Source organism: Polaribacter sp. 2305UL8-11 (genome assembly GCF_058147165.1).
The window spans coordinates 41,326-67,506 of the sequence record NZ_JBYVJW010000007.1; the positions used below are offsets into that span (position 1 = coordinate 41,326).

Annotated in this window: 26 protein-coding genes; 15 read left to right on the forward strand and 11 right to left on the reverse strand. The window is 29.8% G+C overall.

Annotation, left to right across the window (positions count from 1 at the left end; genetic code table 11):
- Positions 1–63: 63 nt before the first annotated feature.
- On the reverse strand, positions 64–750 hold the full coding sequence (locus tag ACY2RW_RS07950) for a Crp/Fnr family transcriptional regulator (RefSeq protein ID WP_490122182.1): 687 nt from the start codon (positions 748–750) through the stop codon (positions 64–66).
- 103 nt (positions 751–853) lie between these two features.
- Here ACY2RW_RS07950 and ACY2RW_RS07955 point away from each other — a divergent pair, with 103 nt between their 5' ends.
- From ACY2RW_RS07955 to ACY2RW_RS08010, 12 genes are all read left to right on the forward strand, one after another.
- Positions 854–3,226 carry a heavy metal translocating P-type ATPase gene (locus ACY2RW_RS07955; RefSeq protein ID WP_490122183.1) on the forward strand — a complete coding sequence of 791 codons (2,373 nt, stop codon included), beginning with the start codon at positions 854–856 and terminating at the stop codon, positions 3,224–3,226.
- A 5-nt stretch (positions 3,227–3,231) separates the two neighbouring features.
- Positions 3,232–3,582, forward strand: a complete 351-nt coding sequence (locus tag ACY2RW_RS07960) for an AraC family ligand binding domain-containing protein (protein ID WP_490122184.1) — start codon at positions 3,232–3,234, stop codon at positions 3,580–3,582.
- A gap of 6 nt (positions 3,583–3,588) precedes the next feature.
- Complete coding sequence (gene deoD, locus ACY2RW_RS07965) at positions 3,589–4,287, forward strand: purine-nucleoside phosphorylase (protein ID WP_490122185.1); 699 nt, start codon at positions 3,589–3,591, stop codon at positions 4,285–4,287.
- A 79-nt stretch (positions 4,288–4,366) separates the two neighbouring features.
- Positions 4,367–5,731 carry an oxygen-independent coproporphyrinogen III oxidase gene (gene hemN / locus ACY2RW_RS07970; RefSeq protein WP_490122186.1) on the forward strand — a complete coding sequence of 455 codons (1,365 nt, stop codon included), beginning with the start codon at positions 4,367–4,369 and terminating at the stop codon, positions 5,729–5,731.
- A gap of 82 nt (positions 5,732–5,813) precedes the next feature.
- Entirely contained in the window at positions 5,814–5,990 is a 177-nt protein-coding gene (gene ccoS, locus ACY2RW_RS07975) for a cbb3-type cytochrome oxidase assembly protein CcoS (protein WP_490122187.1), read from the forward strand.
- A gap of 10 nt (positions 5,991–6,000) precedes the next feature.
- Positions 6,001–8,199, forward strand: coding sequence for a cytochrome-c oxidase, cbb3-type subunit I (ccoN, locus tag ACY2RW_RS07980; protein WP_490122188.1), 2,199 nt, complete (start codon positions 6,001–6,003; stop codon positions 8,197–8,199).
- A gap of 4 nt (positions 8,200–8,203) precedes the next feature.
- Complete coding sequence (locus ACY2RW_RS07985; RefSeq protein WP_490122189.1) at positions 8,204–8,371, forward strand: CcoQ/FixQ family Cbb3-type cytochrome c oxidase assembly chaperone; 168 nt, start codon at positions 8,204–8,206, stop codon at positions 8,369–8,371.
- A gap of 13 nt (positions 8,372–8,384) precedes the next feature.
- Complete coding sequence (locus tag ACY2RW_RS07990) at positions 8,385–9,245, forward strand: cbb3-type cytochrome c oxidase N-terminal domain-containing protein (protein ID WP_490122190.1); 861 nt, start codon at positions 8,385–8,387, stop codon at positions 9,243–9,245.
- A 46-nt stretch (positions 9,246–9,291) separates the two neighbouring features.
- The gene (gene ccoG / locus ACY2RW_RS07995) at positions 9,292–10,713 is read left to right on the forward strand and encodes a cytochrome c oxidase accessory protein CcoG (protein WP_490122191.1); all 1,422 of its coding nucleotides are present in this window, start codon (positions 9,292–9,294) and stop codon (positions 10,711–10,713) included.
- Between the two features lie 102 nt (positions 10,714–10,815).
- Positions 10,816–11,262 carry a FixH family protein gene (locus ACY2RW_RS08000; protein WP_490122192.1) on the forward strand — a complete coding sequence of 149 codons (447 nt, stop codon included), beginning with the start codon at positions 10,816–10,818 and terminating at the stop codon, positions 11,260–11,262.
- Positions 11,262–11,960, forward strand: coding sequence for a sulfite exporter TauE/SafE family protein (locus tag ACY2RW_RS08005; RefSeq protein ID WP_490122193.1), 699 nt, complete (start codon positions 11,262–11,264; stop codon positions 11,958–11,960). Before ACY2RW_RS08000 ends, ACY2RW_RS08005 begins: the two co-directional genes overlap by 1 nt.
- A 127-nt stretch (positions 11,961–12,087) precedes the next feature.
- The gene (locus ACY2RW_RS08010; RefSeq protein WP_490122194.1) at positions 12,088–13,071 is read left to right on the forward strand and encodes a PorP/SprF family type IX secretion system membrane protein; all 984 of its coding nucleotides are present in this window, start codon (positions 12,088–12,090) and stop codon (positions 13,069–13,071) included.
- Here ACY2RW_RS08010 and murI read toward each other — a convergent pair.
- The 8 genes from murI to ACY2RW_RS08050 form a co-directional block, all read right to left on the reverse strand.
- Complete coding sequence (gene murI, locus ACY2RW_RS08015) at positions 13,068–13,865, reverse strand: glutamate racemase (protein WP_490122195.1); 798 nt, start codon at positions 13,863–13,865, stop codon at positions 13,068–13,070. The two genes, ACY2RW_RS08010 and murI, sit on opposite strands and share 4 nt — an antisense overlap.
- 65 nt (positions 13,866–13,930) lie before the next feature.
- Positions 13,931–14,437 carry an OmpH/Skp family outer membrane protein gene (locus tag ACY2RW_RS08020; protein WP_490122196.1) on the reverse strand — a complete coding sequence of 169 codons (507 nt, stop codon included), beginning with the start codon at positions 14,435–14,437 and terminating at the stop codon, positions 13,931–13,933.
- Positions 14,438–14,450: 13 nt separating this feature from the next.
- Positions 14,451–15,242: an OmpH/Skp family outer membrane protein gene (locus ACY2RW_RS08025; RefSeq protein WP_490122197.1), complete on the reverse strand. Its 792-nt coding sequence runs from the start codon at positions 15,240–15,242 to the stop codon at positions 14,451–14,453.
- 66 nt (positions 15,243–15,308) lie between these two features.
- Positions 15,309–17,807, reverse strand: a complete 2,499-nt coding sequence (gene bamA, locus ACY2RW_RS08030; protein WP_490122198.1) for an outer membrane protein assembly factor BamA — start codon at positions 17,805–17,807, stop codon at positions 15,309–15,311.
- Positions 17,808–17,814: 7 nt separating this feature from the next.
- Positions 17,815–18,558: an undecaprenyl pyrophosphate synthase gene (gene uppS, locus ACY2RW_RS08035; RefSeq protein WP_490122199.1), complete on the reverse strand. Its 744-nt coding sequence runs from the start codon at positions 18,556–18,558 to the stop codon at positions 17,815–17,817.
- 4 nt (positions 18,559–18,562) lie between these two features.
- Positions 18,563–19,240 (reverse strand): type IX secretion system protein PorG, encoded by a 678-nt coding sequence (gene porG, locus ACY2RW_RS08040; RefSeq protein ID WP_490122200.1) that lies wholly within the window; start codon positions 19,238–19,240, stop codon positions 18,563–18,565.
- Positions 19,241–19,346: 106 nt separating this feature from the next.
- Positions 19,347–20,246 carry an NAD kinase gene (locus ACY2RW_RS08045; RefSeq protein ID WP_490122201.1) on the reverse strand — a complete coding sequence of 300 codons (900 nt, stop codon included), beginning with the start codon at positions 20,244–20,246 and terminating at the stop codon, positions 19,347–19,349.
- Between the two features lie 28 nt (positions 20,247–20,274).
- On the reverse strand, positions 20,275–20,928 hold the full coding sequence (locus tag ACY2RW_RS08050; RefSeq protein ID WP_490122202.1) for a CBS domain-containing protein: 654 nt from the start codon (positions 20,926–20,928) through the stop codon (positions 20,275–20,277).
- 66 nt (positions 20,929–20,994) lie between these two features.
- On the opposite strand from ACY2RW_RS08050, the gene ACY2RW_RS08055 reads away from it, so the two are divergent.
- Positions 20,995–21,708, forward strand: coding sequence for a pyridoxine 5'-phosphate synthase (locus ACY2RW_RS08055; RefSeq protein WP_490122203.1), 714 nt, complete (start codon positions 20,995–20,997; stop codon positions 21,706–21,708).
- A gap of 77 nt (positions 21,709–21,785) precedes the next feature.
- The gene (locus tag ACY2RW_RS08060) at positions 21,786–22,592 is read left to right on the forward strand and encodes an HAD family hydrolase (protein ID WP_490122204.1); all 807 of its coding nucleotides are present in this window, start codon (positions 21,786–21,788) and stop codon (positions 22,590–22,592) included.
- A 165-nt stretch (positions 22,593–22,757) separates the two neighbouring features.
- Here the strand turns inward: ACY2RW_RS08060 and ACY2RW_RS08065 are convergent, their stop codons facing one another.
- Positions 22,758–23,708: a carbon-nitrogen hydrolase family protein gene (locus ACY2RW_RS08065; RefSeq protein WP_490122205.1), complete on the reverse strand. Its 951-nt coding sequence runs from the start codon at positions 23,706–23,708 to the stop codon at positions 22,758–22,760.
- 75 nt (positions 23,709–23,783) lie between these two features.
- The gene (locus tag ACY2RW_RS08070; RefSeq protein ID WP_490122206.1) at positions 23,784–24,575 is read right to left on the reverse strand and encodes a DUF2797 domain-containing protein; all 792 of its coding nucleotides are present in this window, start codon (positions 24,573–24,575) and stop codon (positions 23,784–23,786) included.
- Between the two features lie 70 nt (positions 24,576–24,645).
- On the opposite strand from ACY2RW_RS08070, the gene ACY2RW_RS08075 reads away from it, so the two are divergent.
- Entirely contained in the window at positions 24,646–26,154 is a 1,509-nt protein-coding gene (locus tag ACY2RW_RS08075; RefSeq protein WP_490122207.1) for a GH3 auxin-responsive promoter family protein, read from the forward strand.
- Positions 26,155–26,181: the final 27 nt, after the last annotated feature.

The following is a 26,181-nucleotide window of genomic DNA, read 5'->3' on the forward strand; positions in this document are numbered from 1 at the left end:
TTATTAAAAAAGATTTGTAATGTTTTTTATAAAATTACAAAGGTTACTTATAAAATAGTGTTTCTAAAATTTCTGAGCAATTTTCTCTAACTCTTTATGATTAAGAATAGAAATATCTTTTCCTTTAAAGGCTATGATTTTTTCTTTTTTCAATCCAGATAATAATCTAATTGCAGATTCTGTTGCAGTACCAATAATGTTAGCAATATCTTCTCTAGAAAGATGAACATTTATAGTATCTTCTTCATTTACCCCAAATTTTGCATGTAAGTTTAATAATGTTTCTGCCAAACGTTGTTTTACTGTTTTTTGAGCCATATCTACAATTACATTATCTGCTTGTTTTAAAGTTTTTGCCATATCTTTTAAAACACTCATAGAAAAACTGGGGTTTTTTTCTAGGTCTTTCATAATTTCTTCCTTAGGTATAAAACAAACCTCCATATCATTTAAAGCAATGGCTTTTAAATTAGAAGACTCATCAGAAATTAGACTTCTTTCTCCCAATAAATCTCCTTTGGTAACTAAACTAATAATTTGATTTCTTCCATTTTCACTCATTTTAGAAACCTTGCAAATACCATCTTTAATACAAAAAACACCTTTTAAGCGTTCTCCTTCTTCAAATATAGCTTCGCCTTTTTTAATAACTTTAGAAGTTTTACAATTAGACATTCTTACCAATTCTTCTCTACTTAAATGTTTTAAGGAATTAAATTGACGGATAATGCACTGTTCGCATTTGCTCATAATAAGTTGTAGTGTTAGTATATCAAAGATATTAAAAATGTGATAAATATCATATAATAAAAAGAAATCTTGTTCGAAATTTGCCACAGGCAAAAGAGTAAATATGAATTCTACACAATGTTATCACTGTGGTGATTCTTGTGATGATGGTTTAATTAAGTTTGATAAAAAATCTTTCTGTTGCAATGGCTGCAAAACAGTTTACGAGATTTTTTCTGAAAACGATTTAACTTGTTATTACGATTTTCAAGACAATCCAGGTGCAATTCCTACAGAAATTCAAGGAAAATATGATTTTTTGGACAACCAAGAAATTGTAGATAAATTATTGGATTTTAATGATGGAAAAACACAGATAACAACTTTATATATCCCACACATTCATTGTAGTTCTTGTATTTGGGTCTTAGAAAACTTACATAAATTAAATCCTAAAGTAGTTGCTTCTCAGGTAGATTTTCCTAAGAAAAAAGTAAGAATTACGTATAATTCTGATGAAACTTCTTTAAAAGAAATTGTACTTTTATTAAGTTCTATTGGATACGAACCATACATTAGTTTAGAAGATTACGAAGCTGGTAAAAAAGCAGTTGATAGAAGCCTAATTTACAAACTCGGAATTGCTGGTTTTGCTTTTGGAAACGTAATGTTTCTCTCATTTCCAGAATATTTTGAAGTAGATGGTTTTTGGTTAGAGAAATACAAAAACACCTTTAGGTGGTTAATGTTTTTCTTTTCTTTACCAGTGGTTTTTTACGCTGGTAGAGATTACTTTATTTCTGCATACAAAGGTTTGCGTTCTAAAATTTTAAATATAGATGTGCCAATTGCATTGGGTATTTCTGTATTATTCATAAGAAGCTCTGTAGAAATCATTTTCGACTTTGGAACTGGTTTTTTTGATAGTTTAACAGGATTAGTCTTCTTTTTATTATTGGGGAAATTTTTTCAACAAAAAACCTATAATTTTCTGTCTTTTGAGCGAGATTATAAATCGTATTTTCCAATTGCTGTTACTAGAATTAAGAATGATAAAGAAGAAAATGTACAGATTTACGATATAGAAAAAGGAGATAGACTTTTAATTAGAAACCAAGAATTAATACCTGTTGATGGAATTTTAATCAACGGAAATGCTAATATTGATTACAGTTTTGTTACAGGAGAAGCAGAACCTGTTGCAAAAAAATCTGGCGATAAATTATTTGCTGGCGGAAAACAAATGTCAGGAATTTTAGAAATGGAAGTTTTGGCTTCTGTTTCTCAAAGTTACTTAACACAATTATGGAGTAATGATGTTTTTCAAAAAGATAAAAAATCATCTTTTAAAACAATTACAGATACTATCAGCAAAAATTTTACAATTATTGTTTTATTAATTGCTTTTGTATCAACTGCTTTTTGGATGTTTTTTGATACAAGCAAAGCATTAAACGTTTTTACTGCTGTTTTAATTATTGCTTGTCCTTGTGCAATTGCTCTTGCAGCTCCGTTTACTTTAGGAAATATGTTGCGTATTTTTGGAAAGCAAAAATTCTATTTAAAAAATGCCACTGTTGTAGAGCAATTAGCTGCAATAGATACTGTTATTTTTGATAAAACAGGAACACTTACAACGCATAAAGAAAATACAATTTTGTATGATGGAATTGCCTTAAATGAAAATGAAAAAAGCATTTTAAAAAGCACATTAAGAGCATCTAATCATCCACTAAGTAGAACTTTATATGGTTCTTTTGCTGATGTTGATACTGTTACTATTTCAGATTATAAAGAAATTGTCGGAAAAGGAATTGAAGTAACATATAATGACGTAAATTTAAAATTAGGTTCATCATCTTATGTGAGTAATAATAAAGAAAAATCGGCATTAGATACTTCTGTACACATCAGTTTTAATAAAGTTTATAAAGGAAAATTCACATTTAAAAATTCTTATAGAAAAGGAGTAGAATCACTTTTTAATTCATTAAAAAACGAATATGATTTAGCTGTTGTATCTGGAGATAATGAAGGAGAAAAAGTTTATTTAGAAAAATATTTGCCTAAAGAAACGCAGTTATTATTCAACCAAAAACCAGAAGATAAATTACAAGTGATAGCAAACCTACAGAAAAACCATCAAAAAGTAATGATGATTGGTGATGGTTTAAATGATGCTGGGGCTTTAGCGCAAAGTGATGTTGGTATTGCTTTGTCAGAAAATATTAATGTTTTTTCTCCTGCTTGTGATGGAATTTTAGATGCATCAAAATTTAATAAAATAGAAACATATATAAATGCATCAAAAAAAGCAATCCAAATTATAAAATACTGTTTTATACTGTCTTTATGTTATAATGTAGTAGGATTGTATTTTGCAGTTACAGGACAGTTAATGCCTGTAATTGCTGCAATTTTAATGCCTTTAAGTTCAATAAGTATTGTTGTTTTTACAACAATTTCAACCAATATATTAGGAAATAAAATAAAATAGCAATCATGAAAATAGCTTCGTTTTTAAAAGACCTTAAATTTAGTGAAACCAAACCCACATTATCTTTATTATTAGATACAGAGTTTTCTAAAGAAATAAGAATTGTCTTTAAAAAAGGGCAAGTAATGGAATACCATCAAGCACCTTTTGCCATAATTGTTCAAGTGATAAAGGGAATTATCAATTTTGGCGTAAACAAAGAAATGGAACAAATGAATGCTGGAGATATTATTGCATTAAAGCCACATGAAGTTCATAATTTGACAGCTTTAGAAGAAAGTGTTGTGCGTTTAACACTCTCTAAAACAGATAGTGTAAAAAGAGTTAAAAATGTTATCAAAAGTGATAAAAAATAAAAGACAATGAGTGTTCATATAGAAGCAAAAAAGGGAGAAATTGCAGAAACGGTTTTGTTACCTGGAGATCCAATGAGAGCAAAATGGATTGCAGATACTTTTTTAAAAGACATTAAAAAATACAATGATGTTAGAGGAATGTTAGGTTTTACAGGAACCTATAAAGGTAAAAGAATTTCTGTGCAAGGAACAGGAATGGGCATTCCATCTACATTAATTTATGCAACAGAAATCATTACAGAATATGGAGTTAAAAACTTAATTAGAGTAGGTTCTGCAGGTTCTTATCAAAAAGAAGTAAAAATAAGAGATATTGTGTTGGCAATGGCTGCTTCTACAAATTCTGGATTAAATACCATCCGTTTTAACGGAGCTGATTTTGCACCAACTGCAAGTTTTAAACTGTTTCAAAAAGCCATAGAAGTTGCTAAAGAAAAAAATATTTCTATAAAAGCTGGAGGTATTTTAAGTTCTGATGAGTTTTATGCTGATGATTTTGAGAGTTATAAAAAATGGGCAGATTATGGTGTATTGTGTGTAGAAATGGAAACCTCTGGCTTGTATACTGTTGCAGCAAAATACAATGTAAATGCGCTGTCTATTTTAACCATTTCAGATAGTTTGGTTACCAAACAAAGAACCACAGCAGATGAGAGAGAACAAACCTTTAAAGAAATGATAGAAATTGCTTTAGAATTGGCTTAAAATATAAAATGTTTCCTCGAGCACAGTCGAGAGGTTAATCTGGTCTCGACTGCGCTCGACCTGACAAAGTAATACACAAATGAAAAAATCATTAATACAAAAATATAACATTCCAGGACCAAGATACACCAGTTATCCAACTGTACCTTATTGGAATAAAGCAGGAATAGATAAACAAGATTGGATACAATCTTTTCAAAAATCGTTTATAGAAAGTAATCAATCAGAAGGCATTAGCTTGTACATTCACTTGCCTTTTTGTGAGAGTTTGTGTACGTTTTGTGCCTGTCATAAACACATTACAAAAAGACACGAAGTAGAGGAGGAGTATATAGAAACCGTTTTAAAAGAATGGAAATTGTATGTTGCTTTGGTTGATGAAAAACCGATTGTTAAAGAGTTGCATTTAGGAGGAGGAACACCCACTTTTTTCTCAAAAGAAAACTTACAATATCTAATGGATGGTGTTTTTTCTATTGCTAAAAAACATCCTGAACACGAATTTAGTTTCGAAGGGCATCCAAATAATACCACCAAAGAACAATTGCAAACTTTGTTCGATTGTGGATTTACAAGAGTTAGTTTTGGAGTGCAAGATTACAATGAAAAAGTACAAAAGGCAATTCATAGAATTCAGCCTTTTAAAGCAGTAGCACAAGTCACAAAATGGTCTAGAGAAATTGGTTTTACATCTGTAAGTCACGATTTAATTTTTGGGTTACCATTTCAAACCAAAGAAAATGTAATTCATACTATTAACAAAACCAAAGAATTACAACCTGATAGAATTTCATTTTACAGTTACGCACACGTACCTTGGGTAAAAGGAGTTGGCCAAAGAGGTTTTAATGAGAATGATTTACCAAAAGATGATGAGAAAAGAGAATTGTATGAAATTGGCAAAGAACTCTTTGCAGAATTGGGTTATGTAGAGATTGGCATGGATCATTTTGCGTTGAAAACAGATAGTTTGTATGCAGCAACCATCAATAAAACATTGCATAGAAATTTTATGGGTTATACAGCCAATAAAACACAATTAATGATTGGTTTAGGAATGTCTGCCATTTCCGATTCTTGGTATGCATTTGCACAAAATGTAAAAACTGTAAAAGAATATCAGAAATTGGTTAACAAAGGAGAAATCCCAATTTTTAGAGGGCATTTATTATCTGAAGAAGATCAAATTATTAGAAAACATATATTAAATATGATGTGTCATTTTTCCACTTCATGGAAAGAAGATTCAATGAAAATAAATAATATTGAAAAACATTTAAAATTATTACAAGAAATGGAAAACGATGGTTTGGTTTGTATTGATGAGGATTCAATTTCAATACCAGAAAAAGCAAGACCCTATGTTAGAAATATTTGTATGGCTTTTGATGTTCATTTATTAAAAAACAAACCAAAAACCCAATTATTTTCTATGACTGTTTAACATTTTTTTAAGAATATGATAAATGTCATGTTTTAAGAATACAATCAATATTATTTTTGATGAATTAATTATCAGGCAAGATATGAGCGTAATATACCTACTACTAACACTAAGTATTTTAGTGGCTATTGTTTTTTTTATAGCATTTATTTATTCCGTAAAAAAAGGGCAGTATGATGATTCGTACACGCCATCTGTTCGTATGCTTTTTGATGATGAACTAATTATAGAAAAACAAGAAAAATCAACTTTAGACTAAATTTTATATTATGGAGATGCAACAATTTTATTACGATAATAAAATCGTTAAAAAGTTTATTTATGCAACCTTACTATGGGGAATAGTTGGGTTTAGTGTAGGTTTACTTTTAGCTTTAATGTTCTTATTCCCAAACTTAACAGATGGTATTTCTTGGTTAAGCTTTGGTCGTTTAAGACCTTTACATACAAATGCAGTAATATTTGCGTTTGTTGGAAATGCAATTTTTGCTGGAATTTATTACTCTCTACAAAGATTGTTAAAAGCAAGAATGGCAAGTAATTTTTTAAGTAATTTTAATTTCTGGGGATGGCAAGCAATTATAGTTGCAGCAGCCATTACATTGCCTTTAGGATATACAAGTTCAAAAGAATATGCAGAGTTAGAGTGGCCAATAGATATTGCAATAGCTCTTGTTTGGGTAGCATTTGGTGTAAATATGATTTGGACAATCTTACAAAGAAGACAACGTCATTTATATGTTGCCATTTGGTTTTATTTAGGAACATTTGTAACAGTTGCTGTACTACACATTTTTAATAGTTTAGCATTACCAGTTGGTTTCTTAAAAAGTTATTCTGTATATGCAGGAGTCCAAGATGCTCTTGTACAATGGTGGTATGGACATAATGCTGTGGCATTTTTCTTAACAACACCATTTTTAGGGTTAATGTATTATTTTGTACCTAAAGCAGCAAACAGACCTGTATATTCTTACAGATTATCTATTGTACACTTTTGGTCTTTAATTTTTATTTATATCTGGGCTGGACCTCACCATTTGTTATATACATCTTTACCAGATTGGGCTCAAAATTTAGGAGTTGCGTTTTCTGTAATGTTAATTGCTCCATCTTGGGGAGGTATGATAAACGGTTTATTAACTCTAAGAGGTGCTTGGGATAAAGTACGTACAGATCCTGTTTTAAAATTTATGGTGGTAGCCATTACAGGTTATGGTATGGCAACTTTTGAAGGGCCAATGTTATCGCTTAAAAATGTAAATGCAATTGCGCACTTTAGTGATTGGATTATTGCACACGTACACGTTGGTGCACTAGCTTGGAACGGATTTTTAACATTTGGTATGTTGTATTGGTTAATACCAAGAATGTTTAAAACAAAACTATACTCTACAGCATTGGCAAATTTCCATTTTTGGATTGGTACTTTAGGTATTATTATGTACGCTTTACCAATGTATGTGGCAGGTTTTGTACAAGCTTCTATGTGGAAACAATTCAACCCTGATGGATCTTTAACGTATGGAAACTTTTTAGAAACTGTAAATGAGATTATTCCAATGTATTGGATGCGTGCCATTGGTGGAACAATGTTTATTATTGGAGCCATTGTAATGTTGTACAATGTTGTAAAAACTGTAAAATCTGGAAGTGGAGTAGAAGATGAATTAGCAGAAGCTGCAGCATTAACAAAAGTACCTAAATACAGAACTAAAGGAGAAGGATGGCATACTTGGATAGAAAGAAAACCAATTAAATTAACAATTTATGCAACCATCGCTATTTTAATTGGAGGTGTTGTTCAGATTATTCCAACGTTATTAGTAAAATCTAATATACCAACAATTAGCAGTGTAAAACCCTATACACCTTTAGAATTAGAAGGTAGAGATTTATACATAAGAGAAGGTTGTGTAGGTTGTCACTCACAAATGGTAAGACCTTTTAGAAGTGAAGTAGAACGTTATGGAGAATATTCTAAAGCAGGTGAGTTTGTGTACGACCATCCATTTTTATGGGGAAGTAAACGTACAGGGCCAGATTTAGCTAGAGAAGGGGTTCCTGGAAGAATTTTAGGAGGTAAATCAGATGTTTGGCATTTTCAACATTTATATGATCCACAAAGTACATCACCTGGTTCAATTATGCCATCATATAAATGGTTTATAAGAAGTAAACTTGATAAATCTTCAACTGAAGATAAAATGAAAACTATGGTTTCTTTAGGGGTTCCTTATACAGATGAAGAAATTGCTAATGCTAAAACAAATATGGATAAGCAAGGTTCTGCAATTGCCAAAAATTTAATGGAAGATGAGGATATTAAGAACTCTATGATTTCTGACAAGAAAGATAAAGGAGAAGATTTTATTCCTTTAAAGGAAAGAGAAATTATTGCTGTAATCGCTTATTTACAACGTTTGGGAACAGATATTACAGTAAAAAAAGAAACTGCTAAAAACTAAGATTATGCTAAAATTTGTAAAAAATCACATGGAGAGTATCACAGGTATAGAAATTTACCCAATGATATCGTTAGTCATTTTCTTTACTTTTTTTGTTGCCTTATTTTGGTGGGTTTTTACCGCAAAAAAAGAATATATTAATAAGGTAAGTAACATTCCTTTAGACCATTAAAAAACAAAATACAATGAAAAAATCTTTTCAATCTATATTATATATAATCTTTGTAATTGTTACGTTTATTGCTCTTGCAAAGTCGTTTATGGTGTACGAAAACCCATTTGACGTGTATGAGAATCCATTAGTTTGGTTGGCACTTATTGGTTTTATTTTGGTAATCGTTTTAAAAGAAGTTGTAAACGTAACTGCTCAGAAAAAAGCCATAGAATTACAAAATGAAAAAGAGGGTATTGTACCAGAACCTGAAAATGCTTGGATTCAAAAACTATTAAAATCTTGGACAAAAGCGAAAGCTGTTGAAGAAGAAGAAGAAATTGTTTTAGATCATAATTATGATGGAATTAGAGAGTTAGACAATTCGCTTCCACCTTGGTGGGTGTATATGTTTTATGTAACTATTGTTTTTGCAGTAGTATATTTGGTAAGATTTGAAGTTTTAGACGGAGATAATCAAGTAGTAGAATATAACAAGGCAGTTGCTGAAGCTAATTTAAAGCTAAAGAGTTATAATAAATCTAATAATACAATATCTTACACTGCAGATAATGTAACATTATTAACAGATGTCAAAGATTTAAGTAGGGGTAAAGCAGTTTTTAAATTAAACTGTGCATCTTGTCATTTAGCAGATGGAGGAGGACAAGTAGGACCAAATTTAACAGACGAATATTGGATTTTAGGAGGTGGAATTAAAAATGTTTTTACAACAATTTCTGAAGGAGGTAGAGCTGGAAAAGGAATGACTCCTTGGGGAAAATTATTAAAAAGCGAAGATATTGCTAAAGTAGCTAGCTATGTAATTTCTTTACAAGGAACGACTCCTGCAAAACCTAAAGCGCCTCAAGGAGAAAAGTGGACAGAAGAATAAGGTAACACCAAATAGGAAAACACTAAGTTTTTCAAATCAATAAAAAATGGAAACTCCCAAGGACGAACAATTTAGAGACAGTATAGCTACTGTAAATCAAGAAGGGAAGCGTTCTTGGGTATTTCCTAAAAAACCAAGTGGTAAATTTTATAAATACAGAACGTATGTAAGTTATTTTTTACTGGTTTTTTTATTATCAGCACCTTTTATAAAAATTAATGGAAATCAATTTTTGTTGTTTAATATATTAGAACGTAAGTTTAATATATTTAGTTTTCCATTTTGGCCACAAGATTTTTATTTGTTGGTAGTTTCTATGATAATTGGTGTTGTTTTCATCATATTGTTTACAGTTGTTTTTGGACGTATTTTCTGTGGATGGATTTGTCCGCAAACTATTTTTTTAGAAATGGTTTTCAGAAAAATAGAATATTTAATAGAAGGAGACAGAGGAAAACAAATAAGATTAAGTAAACAACCATGGAATGCAGATAAGATTCGAAAAAAACTATTAAAATGGTTTATTTTCTTTGTAATATCATTCATTATTGCAAATGTTTTTTTGGCCTATTTAATAGGTGGAGATGTTTTGATAAGTTACATTACTGGTAACCCTTTTGATAATATTAGTACACTAATTTCATTAATTATTTTTACTTGTGTTTTCTACTTTATTTTTGCTTGGTTTAGAGAGCAAGTGTGTATTATAGCTTGTCCTTATGGAAGATTACAAGGTGTTTTGTTAGATAATAAAACCATTAATGTAGCTTACGATTACAAACGTGGAGAAGGAGAAAAAGGAAGAGCAAAGTTTAGAAAAAACGAAGATAGAGCTGCTGTAGGAAAAGGAGATTGTATTGATTGTAAACAATGTGTAGTAGTTTGCCCAACAGGAATAGATATTAGAAATGGAACACAACTAGAGTGTGTAAATTGCACAGCTTGTATTGATGAATGCGATCATATAATGGAGAGTGTTGGTTATCCAAAAGGATTAATTAGGTATGCAAGTGAAGATAATATTGCCAAAAAGAAACCTTTTAAGTTATCAGCCAGAATTAAAGGATATTCTGTAGTGTTACTTATCTTGGTTGGTATTTTAATAGGAATGCTGTTTTTAAGAAACGATGTAGAAGCAACTATTTTAAGATTACCAGGACAATTATATCAACATAAAGAAAACAACATTATTAGTAATGTGTATACATACAAGGTAATTAATAAAACATCAAAAGATATTAACGATGTAAGTTATAAACTGTTGTCTCATAAAGGAGAAATAAAACTGGTTTCTAATCATCATTTTATAGTCCCAAAACAGGGTTTGGCAGAAGGTACTTTGTTTATAGAACTAAATGCATCTGCATTAAAAAAAGATAAAGAAAAAATTGAAATAGGTGTTTTTAGTGGTGATAAGTTAATAGAAACAACAATAACCAACTTTTTAGGACCAAGAAGTTATAGGTAAATTAGTAACTTAAATTATCTCCTCGAGCGCAGTCGAGAGGTTTTTTAAAAGGAGTAAAATAAAATAGGTCTCGACTGCGCTCGACCTGACAAATTTGATATTATGAAATTTAATTGGGGAACAGGAATTGTTATTGCTATTGTGGGTTTTATATCATTTATTATGTACTTCGTAATTACGATGAGTACAGACAATTCTTACAGTCATGATTTGGTTACAGACACATATTATCAGCAAGAATTAAAGTATCAAGATGAAATAGATGCAGAAAAAAATGCATTAAAATTAAAAGAAAATATAAAAGTTAAAAAGGTTAAAGAAGGCTTAAAAATACTGTTCCCCTCTAATTTCGCCCCTAAAGAAATTAAAGGAAAAGTGTTCCTATATAGACCATCTAATAAACAATTAGATTTTGAAATGCCTATTTCAATTTCTAATACATATTTGCTCGTGCCTGAGAAACGTTTGTTAGATGGTCGTTGGAACATTATAGTTTCTTGGAACTATAAAAATAAAGATTATTTATTTAAAAAAGAATTGAATCTCTAATGTTTCTATCTGCAATTATATTTGGGTTATTAGGCAGTTTCCACTGTGTGGGCATGTGTGGGCCAATAGCTTTTATGTTACCAATTGATAGAAAAAACAAAACTAAAGGATTTTTTCAGGTTTTAAGTTATCATTTTGGTAGGCTGTTTACTTATAGTTTAATAGGATTGTTATTCGGTTTTTTAGGAAAAGGGTTTTATTTTTTTGGGTTTCAACAACAGTTATCTATTATAGTTGGTGTAAGTATGGTTTTGGTAATTGTTTTTCCAAAACTCTTTGCGAGAGTAAATTTTTCTAAAAGCATTAATAAAATTATTTTTAAAGTAAAAAACGCTTTAGGTAAAGAATTGAAAAAGAAAGGAAATGATACTTTTTTTACCATCGGTTTTTTAAATGGTTTTTTACCTTGTGGTTTAGTTTACATGGCCGTTTTTGGAGCCTTAGCAGCCACAAATGCTTTTTCAGGAAGTTTGTATATGTTGTTATTTGGCTTGGGTACAATTCCGTTAATGACTTCTGTGGTTTATTTAGGTAATTTTACAAAAGGAACGTTAAGAAAAAAAATACAAAAAGCCATTCCTATTGTAGTTGTTTTTATAGGAGTTTTATTTGTTTTAAGGGGTTTAGGGTTAGGAATACCTTATGTTTCTCCAGCACCAGTTTTAGATTTAGTTTCTGCAAATTCTTCATGTCACTAAAAGTTAAATATTAGAGCGCAATAATTAATGTTTTATTTAGTTTTATAAACAATGTTAAATCTTTACCATAAGAAGTATTTATTATAAGAAATATAATATATTTGGTGGGTTAAAATTTTTACCTTTAATGAAGTTGTTTTACACAAGACTAAGTCTTCTTTTTATTGTTTTCTTTATAAGTAATTCTCACGCACAAGAAACTTTACCTATTTATCAAGATTATTTATCTGATAATGTGTATTTACTTCATCCGTCTGCTGCTGGTATTGGTAACTCAAGTAAATTGCGTTTAACAGCTAGAAGACAATGGGCAGGTATACCTAATGCACCAGAGTTGCAAACGCTTAGTTTTCATTCTAGATTTGGTGAGTATTCTAATGCTGGTTATGGTTTTATGATGTTTAACGATCAAAACGGATTTCATTCTCAGAAAGGGTTTCAAGGGAGTTATGCCTACCATCTTCCCATGAGTACAAGTAAAATTTTTAAACAATTGTCTTTTGGGTTGGCATTTACATTTGTTCAAAATCAGTCAGATCAAAGAACTTTTACTGGAGACAGAAATGTAGCTGCTGTTATAGAAAGTACAAGTTATTTTAATGCAGATTTTAGTATGGCTTACCACTTTAAAGGTTTTTCCTCTTATTTTACTGTAAAAAATTTATTTTTAACTGCAAAAAATAATCAGAATGTTTCAGAATCTTTAGATTTAAGAAACTATATTTTATCTGCTGGATACTTTTTCTGGGAAGATAAGTTTGTACAATTAGAGCCTTCTGTAATGATTCAATTAAGAGAAGGAACAGGAGAAAGAATTGCAGATGTAAATTTAAAAGCCTACAAAAACTTTGGCAAGTCTACTTTATGGGCAGCATTATCATATAGAAGAAATTTTGACAGCACTAACTTAGAAGACGCTCAATTTATTTCTCCGATTATTGGGTTAAATTATAAAAACTACATGTTTTCTTACACATATACCCAGCAAATGAATGATGTGGTTTTAACAAACTCAGGTTTTCATCAGATTTCTTTAGGAATTAATTTATGGACCAGAGAGCCAAGAGCTGCAGCTTGCCCAAATATAAACTCACCAACAGGAAGGTTTTAAAAATCTTTTTTACTAATTTTTACTGAAGTTTTTTTATCAATTTTTAACAATTGTTCTAAGATTTTTTTGTTTCTATTGATATAAAAGGTGTGCATACCTTTTGTATTTTGATTATTAAAAAGTACTTCTTTTTCTAAAATATTTTTTGTTTGCCTAGCAACAGCTTCTCCAGAATCTATAATTTTCATTTTGTTGCCTACAATTTCTCTTATCTGTGGAATTAAATAGGGGTAATGTGTGCAACCTAAAACCAAACAATCTATATTTTCTTCTAATAAAGGATTTAAATACTCTTTTAACAAACTTGTCATTTCTTTAGAATGTAGTTTTCCATTCTCTATCAATTCTACTAAACCCTTACCAATAATTTCTTTTCTACTAATATTTTGATTGATTAAACTGGATGTCTTTTCAAACAATTCACTATTTAAAGTGCCTTTTGTAGCTAAAATTCCAATTTTAGAAGTCTTAGTTTGTAAAGCAGCAGGTTTAATGGCAGGTTCTATTCCTATAAAAGGTATAGTGTACTTTGCTCTTAACGTTTTAATAGCATTTGTGGTGGCTGTATTGCAAGCTACTACAATTAATTTGCAGTTTTGTTTTAATAAAAACTCAGTGTTTTTTATAGATAAATCAATAATTTCTTGCTTACTTTTTTCTCCATAAGGAGTATTTTTACTATCAGAAAGGTAAATAGTATCTTCTTGTGGTAAAAGAGTTTTTATTTCTTGCCAAATAGATGTGCCACCCACACCAGAATCAAAAATACCAATAGGAAAATGATTAGATTTCATATACTTGTAAAAATAAAAAAACCTACTTTAAAAAGTAGGTTTTATAAATTATTTTAAAGGTTATGTTAGAAGCCTAATTTAGCTTTTACAGCTGCCATTAAATCTTCACCCTTTTTTACTAACAATCCTTTACCAGGTGTTGAGTCTATTACATAAAGAATACCTTTACTAGCAGCAACTTCTTCAATTGCTTTTTGCGCTTTTTCTATAATTGGGTTTAAGCCTTCTGCTTGTTTCTTCTGCATTTCTTGCATTGCCAATTGTCTTGCCTGCTCAAATTGTTGCCCTAATTGTTGTACTTCTAAAGCTCTTTTATCGTTCGCTTCTTTAGTTTGAGAATTTTGCTCTGCAGTGTATTTTTTTACTTTGTCATCTAACTTTTTCTTCATCCCATCAATTTCTGATCTATAGGTTTTGCTTAGCTTTTCTATGTCAGATTTCAAGGTTTTTGTTTGTGGCATTTCTGCGATTAATTTTTCAAAGTCTATATGACCTACTTTTTGTGCATTTGCAACACCACCTACTCCTAAAGTAAATACAGCAATTAATAGTAACGTTTTTAAATTTTTCATTCTTTGTTTTAATTTAATTATTATTCTTGTCTTCTTTCTTTTTATTATCTTCTTTTTTCTTTCTTGCAGCAGCTTTTTTCTCTCTTAATAATTTTCTTTTTGCTTCTCTTTGTTCTAAAAGTTTTTTTCTTCTATCTGCAATTTGTTTTTTCTTAGCTTCTTTTTCTGATAATTTTTTGGCTTTAGCGTCTTCAATTTTTTTAATAGCAGCTTTTTGATTGCTTGTTAATTCTTTTTTAGGAGCTGCTTTTTTTTCTTTCTTTTTAGCCTTTTTAGTATCAATTAATCTTGTTCTGTCTATGGTAGATAAAACGAGGTCGCTAATATCGTATTTTTTATTGGAAAATAGCATAACTAAATCACTTGTTTTATCAAATACAAAATCATATTTTTTTCGCTTTGCAATGCCTTGTATTGCATTATACACTTGGTCTTGAATTGGTTTTACTAATTGTTTTCTAACTTGAAACAAATCTCCTTTTGGGCCAAAATATAAAGATTCTAATCTTCTTAATTCTACTTGTTTTAAAGCAATTTCTTCTTCTTTTTCTTCGATTAAATCTTTTGTAAGAATTGCTTTTTCATTTGCCAAATCTGTTTTTAAAACTTCTATATGTCTTGCTTGGTCATCTAATTTTTTTCTCCATTTAGCTACTTTAGCATCTAAAGTATTTTGGGCTTCTAGATATTCTGGAACATTTTCTAGAATATAATCCATATCTATATAAGCTATAATTTGATTTCTTTGCGACCAAAAGGTTGTTACCGTAAATAAAAGAACGAGCGTTAAAAATATTTTTTTCATTTGTATAATATGTGTTTAGAAAAAACCGTGCCAAAAAAACTTTAGCATTACAAATGTACAGTTTTCTTAGAATTGTCTTCCAATAATAAAATGTGTTTGCCAACCAGATTTAACAGTTTGTCCAGGTAAAGGATCAAAACCGTGTGCAAAGTCTATACCTAATAAACCAAAGGCAGGCATAAAGATTCTTACACCCAATCCAGCAGAACGTTTTAATTCAAACGGATTATAAGTGTTAAAATTGTCATAAGAGTTTCCTGCTTCTAAAAATCCTAATGTGTAGATAGATGCAGATGGAGAATCTGTAATAGAATATCTAAGTTCTAACTGAAATTTATTATAAATTGTACCTCCTTCTGCAGAAGATAGTCTATTGTTTTCATAACCTCTTAAACCCACAGTTTCTCTACCATCTAATTGAAATTGAGCAATACCATCTCCACCAACAAAGTAACGTTCAAATGGATTTTGACCAAGCTTTGAATTGTAAAAACCTAAATAACCCATTTCTGCATTAGACATTAAAACTAATTTTTTAGCTAACTCTGTATACCATTTTCCTTTAACGTTAAATTTATAATACTCTAGCCATTTGTATTTTTCTTCAGTATCTAAATTTTCATAATCTTTATCACTAAATAAAGAGTAAGGTATGGTTGCTTTTACGCCTATTGCAAATTCTGACCCATAAGTAGGGAATATTAAACTTGGTCCTGAAGAATTTCTAACAAGATTAGCACTATATGATAAGTTATTTAATGTACCTTGATTTAAAACATCTCTACCCACTCTAAAACCATAGTTTTTAAGTCTAAAACTTTGGTAGGCTATTGTTTGAGAAAGTTGAAAATAATCATCTGGCCATTTTAAACGTTGTCCTAAACCTAAAGAAGCACCAATAATACCTAAACTTTGGTTTTTATCTACTTCTCCTGTTTGAAAATTAAATTGATATTGATTTGATGAATAGACAGAAAATGATAAAGATTTTGGTTTTCTTCCTCCTAACCATGGCTCTGTAAAAGAAAAACTATAGGTGTTAAATGTTCTACTAGTTTGTAATCTTAAAGATAAGGCTTGACCATCTCCCATAGGTAAAGGCTTGTAAGCATCTTTATTAAAAATATTTCTAATAGAAAAGTTGTTAAAAGATAACCCTAAAGTACCAATAAAAGAACCACCACCATAACCACCTTGTAATTCTATTTGGCTTCCTCCTTTTTCTACTACAGTAAAGTCTATATCTGCAGTTTTATTTTGGTAATCAGGAACTACATCTGGAGTTACATTTTGATCAAAGAAACCTAATTGACCTATTTCACGAATAGATCTAATAATGGCACTTCTACTAAATAAATCTCCTGGTTTTACTCTTAATTCTCTAAAAATTACGTGGTCGTTAGTTTTGTCATTACCACTTACTGTAACTTTTTTAATTCTAGCTTTTTCATCTTCTCTAATTCTAACTTCTACAGTTATAGAATCGTTCTTAACTTTGGTTTCTACAGCATTTACTTGAGAAAATAAAAACCCATTGTCTTGGTATAATGTAGAAATGTCTTCAGATGTTGGAGTACCATCACCTTTTACACGTTCTTTTAAAACCTCTCCATTATAAACATCTCCTTTATCAATTTTTAAGATGGTTCTTAACTGTTCATCTGTGTATTCTTTGTTTCCTACAAACAGGATTTCTGCAAAACGATATTGTCTACCTTCTTCTAAATCGATGTTTATATTTATAGTATTGTCATCATTCCAAGTAATACCTTCACTTAAAATACGAGCATCTCTATAACCTAATCTGCTGTAGGTTTTTAAGATGTTTTCTAAATCTTCTTGATATTCTTCTTCTATATATTTAGAAGATTTCCAAAAGCGACCCAAAAATTTCTCTTTGGTATTGCTCATTGTTTTTCTTAATTTTCTGTCAGAAAGTGCCTTGTTTCCTGTAAAATTAATATCCTTAATTTTAATTCTTTTTCCTTTGTCTACATATATAGACATATCTACAGCATTCAAATCTGAAGTGTCTTTTTTAATATCTATACTTGCTTTAGCTTTTAGAAAACCTTTGTCTGTATATTTTTTTTTGATGTAGTTTTTTGTAGTTACAATTAAGTTGTCTGTAACCATTACACCTGTTTTTAGTTCGGTTTCTTTAATGATTTCTTTTACTTGACCTTTTTTTAAACCTTTTATATTTACCGTTTTTAATTGTGGTAGCTCTTTAACATCAAACTGTAGGTATACAGAGTTGCCATCTATTTTAGCTAAATAAACATCTACATCACTAAATTGCTTGCTCTCGTATAATTTTTTTATAGCACTAGTAAGTTTGTCTCCAGGAAGTTTAATGGTTTGTCCATTTCTTAAACCTGTAAAAACTCTTACAGTTTCTTCGCTAAACTTTTTTAAACCAGTTACAGATATCCCAGCTAGTATATATTCTTTTCCTTTTTCAAAAGAAATATTGTTAGATATTGTGTCTTTTTTTGTTTGTGCGTTTGCACTAAAAGTAAAAAATAGTGCAATGAACACTATACTTGCAGAAAGTAATTTCATAAAAAATTTATTCTGTAATTTGTTCGCTTGTTTTTCCAAATCTTCGTTCTCTATTCTGGTAATCTATGATAGCATCATAAAAATGCTCTTCTCTAAAATCTGGCCAAAGTATATCTGTAAAATATAATTCGGCGTATGCCATTTGCCATAATAAGTAATTACTAATGCGTTGTTCTCCACTAGTTCTTATCATTAAATCAACATCGGGCAAATTAAACGTATATAAATGGTTATTTATAATGTTTTCGTCAATTTCTTTTAAATCGAGCTGTTTATTAACAACTTTTTTAGATATGTTTTTAATTGCGTTAACAATTTCTTCTCTAGAACCATAACTTAATGCAAAAACTAAATTGATTTTTGTATTGTTTTTGGTTTCATCAATAACTTTTTGAAGAATTTTTTGTGCTTTATTTGGTAATGCAGCAATATTACCAATAGCATTTACTTTGATGTTCTTTCTTTGAAATTCTGGTAATTCTTTTTTTAGTGTAGATACTAAAAGATTCATTAATGCATCTACTTCAAACTTTGGTCTGTTCCAGTTTTCTGTAGAAAAAGCATACATTGTAATTACTTCTACATTTATTTCTGAAGCTGCATCTGCAGTTTGCCTAATTGCAGTCATCGCATTTTTATGGCCAAAAACACGGTTCATTCCTTTACCTTTTGCCCAACGTCCATTACCATCCATAATAATGGCAATATGTCTTGGGGTTCTTTGTAAATCGATGAGTAGTTTTTTATCCATATAATTAAAATCCGTCTTTATAACAAGGTGGTCTTCCAAAGGTATATATTAGAGAAAACCCTGTATACATGTACCAATCATTTCCTATGCCTTCTAAATTTACATTTGGAGTTCTTTTAGATACATAATCTAAATCGTCTTCAAAGGTATATCTAATTTTTGTTTCTAAAGCAAAAGCAAGAGATCTATATAATTTTGATTTAAAACCAAATCCAAAAGGAATAGCTATTGCATTTTTATTGCCAAAGACTACATTTCCTGAAGCTGGATGTTCTTCTACATTTGTGTATTGAAAACCAGCAAGTTCTAATAATAAATAGGGTGTCCAGGTTTTTCCTGGTTCTGCAATATTAAATTCGTAAAAATTATACTCTATACCAACAGCTAGTTCATGTATGGTATTGTTAAAACTAATACCTCTGTCTTTTCTAAATTTTGTGTCTGCATCTGCATCATTTCCTTGAATAGGCAAAAAACTATAAGTAGCTCTTAAAGCAATTCTAGGATTCCAATTAAATTTATATAGTAAAGCTCCAGCAGGTTTGTCTGGGTAGATGTAATAATTTTTGCCTACATCTCCAACATAATTAGAACCTCCTATAGAGAGGCCTATTTCGTTTATTTGCCCTAATAAAATAGAGGAACAACTTATAAATAATATAAATAAAATATGATTTTTCATTCAAAAAAATAGCGTGCAAATATAAGGATTTCAATTTGCTTTATAAAGTTAATAATGTGTCTTTTTTGAATAACAACTATTTTGGTAAATTATTGTAAGAAAATGGTTAAAGATTGGTTTTGTTTCTGATGTCTTCTCCCCATAACAATTTACTTCTTAATGTTTTTAAAAATGATTGATTTTTAGGTAAGATACTTTTTATGGTATATGCAGATTTTTCAACAAATATTTTTGTGTTTTTAGGCACACTAGTAACCCTAGAGTCTAGAGAAATTAAATAGTTTTTTTCTCTAGAATCTACTTCTAATTCAATTTTTGTTCCATCAGAAATTACCATTGGTCTTGCGTTTAAATTATGTGGTGCAATTGGTGTAATTACAATGTTTTTTGAATCTGGTAAAATTACGGGTCCATTACAACTTAAAGAGTAGCCTGTAGAACCTGTAGGTGTAGCTATAATTAAGCCATCTGCCCAATAATTTGTTAAATACTCTTGGTTTAAGTACGTTTTAACACCTATCATAGAAGTGGTGTTTTTTTTAGCAATTGTTACTTCATTCAAAGCAAAATTTAGTTCAGAAAAATCAGATGTTTTTGGAGATGTTCTTACAGAAAGTAAAGATCTTTCTTGTATTGTATATGCTCCATTAATAACCAATTCTATACTTTCTTCTATAACATCTTTTGGTACAATTGCTAAAAATCCTAACCTACCAGTATTAATTCCTAAAATAGGAATGTCTAAATCTCTAATATGTGTTACAGAGCGTAAAAAAGTTCCATCTCCACCAATGGTAAACATAATATCAAAAGAACTATCTAAGTCGTTAAAATTGCTAAAACATTTGTAATTGTCTTTTAAAATTTTACTTTGAATTAAAAGGTCGTAAAATTTATGTTCTATACAAAAATCGATATTATTTTTTTCTAAAACATTTAATAAGGTAAGAATTTCCTTTTCTGATGAAATAGCGTAAGACTGACCGTAAATTGCTGCTTTTTTCACTCTATTTTTTTTAAATCTATTAATAAGATTACATTTCTAAATATTTCTGTAAATATTCTGATCTATTTTTCAAATCCTCTAAATAAATATCATTTTCATGCATAGAAATTATTTTGTAGTCATACCTTCTAAAAGTTTGCATAATTTCATTCATATCTTTAGAAACTATTTTTAAAGTAACTTGTACAAATTCAGCTGCTTTTTCAGAAATATATAATCCTAATAATTTATCTCCATTAGATTCTATGATTTGAACAATTTCGCTCATAGAATAATCGTTTCTTAGTTTTTCTACGATTAAGGTTTCGCTTTCTTCAATCATAAAAGGACTTGTAGAAAATACGTCTAAAACATCACGCAAATCATAATAGCCCATATACTCTTTATTTGCGTTTAGAATAGGAATAATGTTTGTATCATTATCTGCAAAAATCTTTAACAATTCTAAGACAGTTGCTTTTTCATCTACAAAAAAAGAGTTTAACAAATGTGCAAATTCTACCAAATCTACTTCTTTGTTTTCTATAGTTTGTATGTCTTCTTCTGCAAAGTTACCCAATAACTTATTGTTTTCTATAACAGGAAAATGTGTAATAGGATAACTTTTAAAGACTTTATGTGCTTTTTTAACAGGGTCTTTTAAACGAAGTGGTTTGATCTCTTCTAATATGTAATCGTTCATATTCATACAGTACGAATATAGGATAAAATGATTTAATAAATTATATTTGCAACCTAATTTTAGACAATGGCAAAGTTAAGTGTAAATATTAATAAAATAGCGACTTTACGAAATTCTCGTGGAGGAAATGTACCTGATTTATTAAAAGTAGCAACAGATATTCAAGAATTTGGTGCAGAAGGGATTACTATACATCCAAGACCAGATGAACGTCATATTCGCTATCAAGATGCAAGAGATTTAAAAAATATTGTAACTACAGAGTACAATATAGAGGGTAACCCAATAGCATCTTTTATAGATTTAGTATTAACTGTAAAACCTACTCAAGTTACATTAGTGCCAGATGCAATAGATGCAATTACCTCTAATGCTGGTTGGGATACTGTAAAACATCAATCTTTTTTACAAGAAGTGATTCAAGAGTTTCAACAAAATAATATTAGAACTTCTATTTTTATTGATACAGATTTAAAATTGATAGAAGCTGCTGCAAAAACAGGTACAGACAGAATTGAATTATATACAGAAGCATTTGCAAGCCAGTTTGAATTAGGAAATAAAAATGCTGTTAAACCGTATACAGAAGCTGCAATTTTAGCAAATAAGCTAGGTTTAGGCATTAATGCTGGACACGATTTAAGTTTAGATAATATTAAATTTTTTAAAGAGAGTATTCCTTATTTAGCAGAAGTTTCTATAGGACATGCTTTAATTGCAGAAAGTTTGTACTTAGGTTTGGAAAATGTGGTAAACATGTATTTACATCGCCTAAAATAAAGTGCTATTTATTATGGGTTGGTTGCTGCCTAAAATAGTTTTCTAAATAATTATTAAAATGCAACACAAAAAAAGCTATGAATTTATCTAAAGTAAAATTAGTTGTTTCTGATATGGATGGAACACTACTAAACTCTAAAGGAGAAGTTAGTGATTTATTTTTTGAGTTATTCCATCAACTAAAAGAAAAAAATATTCATTTTTGTGCTGCAAGTGGAAGACAATATAATAGTATTGTAGATAAGTTATCAACTATAAAAGATGATATTTATATTATTGCAGAAAATGGTGGAATTGCAAAAAAAGGGAACGATTTATTAGCTTTAAATACGCTTTCTGCCGAAAAAATTAAAAAAGTAATTCCTGTTTTAAGAACAATTTCTGATTCTCATATTGTTTTATGTGGTAAAAATGGCGCTTTTATAGAGTCTAAAAATCAAGATTTTATCAATTATTTTCAAGAATATTATCACTCTTATCAAGTTGTTGATGATTTAACAGCAATCGCAGAAACTGAAGATTTTTTAAAAATAGCGACCTTTCATTTTACGTCTTCAGAAAATTATTTGTACCCAAAAGTGAAAGAATTTGAAGATGAAATGCTCATTAAAATTTCTGGTGAAAATTGGTTGGATATTTCTGATAAAAATGCGAATAAAGGAGCTGCTTTGAGAGAAGTTCAGAAAATATTAAATATAACCAAAGAAGAAACAATGGTTTTTGGCGATTATCATAATGATATAGAAATGCTGCAAGAAGCTGAGTTTAGCTTTGCTATGAAAAATGCGCATACAGATATTAAAGAAATTGCAAATTACTGTACAGAAAGTAATGATAATTTAGGTGTTGAGCGTGTTTTAAAAAAGTTGGTGGAAGCTAAATAGTAGTGATTCCTCAGAGTCACAAAGAATTGTTTTAGTATAGTTTTAGAGAGAAAAGTCTTCGACAAGCTCAGACTGACATTCTTAAATTAAATTGATATAATTAAGAGCAATATTTCACAAAATAATAATCAATCAAAATGTTATTCTGAGCTTGTTAAAGTGTATTTATTCATCAAAAGATACTGTGCTTTGTCTTTCTCTATTTACGTGTAATTTGGTTACATCTGGTCTTGAATAATGACCAACACAATCAAAATTTTGTCTTTCTTCTAAAACGCTGTTAAAATCTAAGGTTTCAATAATTAAACCCTCTTTGTTGATGACAGGTTCAACCAACCATTCTCCATCTGGACTTGCAATACAAGAACCTCCATTTGCCAAAATATCTGGAGCATCTTTTACAATTTTATCATAATGAGGAACCTCTTCAGGAAAATCTGATTTTGCCATTAAACTTGAAACAGAAATTACATAAGAACGAGATTCTCTCGCAATAAAACGTGTAATATCTTTGGTGTTATGATCTGAACCTGGCCAAACAGCAATGTGTAAGTTTTCGCCCAAACCATATAAAGCAGTTCTTGGTAAAGGCATCCAATTTTCCCAACAATTTAATCCACCAACTGTAAAATCTTTTAAAGGATGCACTTGCAAACCATTTCCATCTCCAGGAGCCCAAGTTAAACGCTCATCATACGTTGGTTGTAATTTTCTATGCACAGATTTGATTTCTCCTTCTTGATTTATATAGACCAAAGATGCATAAATACTATGTCCACCTCTATTTTGTGCGCGTTCCATAATGCCTAAATAAATGGCAATTTTGTGTTCTTTTGCCAATTTACAAATGGAATCTAGTTCGCCTTTTTCTATTGTTACTGAGTTTCTAACATAATGCGCATGAATTTCTTTTTGAGTTTTAGAATTCCATGTTGCACCATTGGTTAAGGCAATCCAAAAAGGATAACCAGGTAATAAGGCCTCACCAAAAACAATCAATTCACAGTTTTCTTTTGCAGCATCTATAATCGATTTTTCAATCTTTTTAATTGTTTTTTCTTTGTTTAGCCAAACTGGAGAAATTTGTGCTAGTGCTACTTTTAATAGGTTTTTCATTTTATTTAGTTGCAAAGTTATAAGAGTAACAAAGTCTCAAAGTTGAGCTATTGTTTCATTATATAATTAGTTTATTTATAAATTTATCTTGACCACCAAACCTTCATTGGCTCTTACATTAAAAACAGTCTCATCATCAAAAATTAAATATTGTCCTTTTATGCCAACCAATTTACCTGTGTAATTTGGTGTTTTTATCAAATTTAAACTCTTTGGTTTTGCTGGATATTTGATAACAGGAAAACTTAAATTCGTTTCAGCATTGTTCTCAATAAAGTATTCTTTTGCTTCATCAGGTATGTATTGTTTCAATTTTTCTCTCCACTCAACTAAATTTTCATCTTCAATATCGTTCTTTAGCATTTTACGCCAATTGGTTTTGTCTGCAACATGTTCTTTTAAAGCAACTTCTGTAATTCCTGCTAAATAACGGTTTGGAACTTCCACAATTTCTATAGCTTCATGCGCTCCTTGATCTATCCAACGAGTTGGCACTTGTTGTTTTCTGGTAACACCCACTTTTACATTGCTGGAATTTGCTAAATAGACAATGTGTGGCTGTAATTGCACTTTTTTCTCGTAAGCTAAATCTCTATCTTCTTCATCTAAATGTGCTTTGCTTAACTCTGGACGCATAATCCAATCTGCAGCTTGAGGAATATCAAAAAAACAAGATTTACAAAATCCTTGTCTATAAATTTGTTTGTTTAAATGACAATTTAAACATTCGTATTTTACAAAAGAAATGGTAAATTCTTTATTTAGTAACTGATTCATATTGATAAAATCAGTTTCCATATCTAAATAATACTGAATTGTATCCCCATTTTCTGTCATCATTTTTTTTAAAACTCCTTGATAAATCATATAAAATTTTAGTATTTTTAAAATTCGATTTGTGAACTAAAATCGAACCTAACAAACTTACGAATTTTCTATGGCGTTTCAGATTATCAATTCTATAATTTCTTGGTTTTTAAAGAAACGAAAACATCAAATGGAATTGTTTTTAAAATATCCAGAAGATGTACAGAATGAGTTGCTTCTAAAACTTTTAAGTACCGCTAAAAATACAGAGTTTGGTAAAGAAAATGGTTTTTCATCTATAAAAACATATCAAGATTTCTCAAAAAATGTTCCTATTCAAAAATACGAAACTTTTGAGCCCTTAATAGAACGTTGTAGAAAAGGAGAACAAAATATTTTTTGGCCCACACATATAAAATGGTTTGCAAAAAGTAGTGGTACTACAAATGCAAAAAGTAAATTTATTCCTGTTTCTGATGAAGCTTTAGAGTATTGCCACATGAAAGCTGGTAAAGATATGTTGTGTTTGTATATTAACAACAACCCAAAAACACAACTATTTACAGGTAAGGGCTTGCGTTTAGGAGGTAGCTCTGAAGTTTATAAAGATAACGAATCTTATTTTGGAGATTTATCTGCAATTATTACAGAAAATTTACCTTTTTGGGCAGATTTTAGTTCTGCTCCAAGCCAAGAAGTGGCTTTAATGAGCGAGTGGGAAACCAAAATGGAAGCGATTATTAATGAAACCATTAACGAAGACATTACGAGTTTGGTGGGTGTGCCAAGTTGGATGTTGGTTTTACTAAATCGTGTTTTAGAAAAAACAGGAAAAGACAATATTTTAGAAGTTTGGCCAAATTTAGAAGTCTATTTTCATGGAGGCGTAAATTTTAATCCTTATAGAGAACAGTACAAAAAACTGATTCCGAAAGCAGATTTTCAGTATTATGAAACCTATAATGCTTCAGAAGGTTTTTTTGCAATTCAAGATAGAAATGGATCTAAAGAATTGTTGTTAATGTTAGATTATGGGATTTTCTATGAATTTATTCCAATGACTGATTATCATGGAGAAAACTCTAATGCAATTTCGATAGCAGACGTGCAAAAAGGAATAGATTATGCTTTGGTTATTACCACTAATGGTGGATTGTGGCGTTATTTAATTGGCGATACAATTCGGTTTACTTCTTTAGAACCTTATCGAATTATGATTACTGGAAGAACTAAGCATTATATTAATGTTTTTGGTGAAGAATTAAATATTGAAAATGTTGAAGATGCTTTAAATTTAACTTGTGAGAAAACCAATGCTATCATAAAAGAATATACTGTATGCCCAATTTTTATGGAAGGGAAAGAAAAAGGAGGGCATGAGTGGATTATAGAATTTAGTTTAGCACCAGAAAGTTTGCCTTATTTTACAGAGATTTTAGACAATGCTTTAAAGTCTATTAATTCTGATTATGAAGCAAAACGATACTTGAATATGACTTTGAATTTGCCTAAAATTCATAAGGCCAAAGATGGTTTGTTTTATTCTTGGTTAAAGAAAAAAGGCAAATTAGGTGGGCAACATAAAGTACCAAGATTATCTAATAAAAGAGATTTTGTTGAAGAACTTTTAAAACTTTAAAATTAACTGTATTCGTAAAATAAAGCG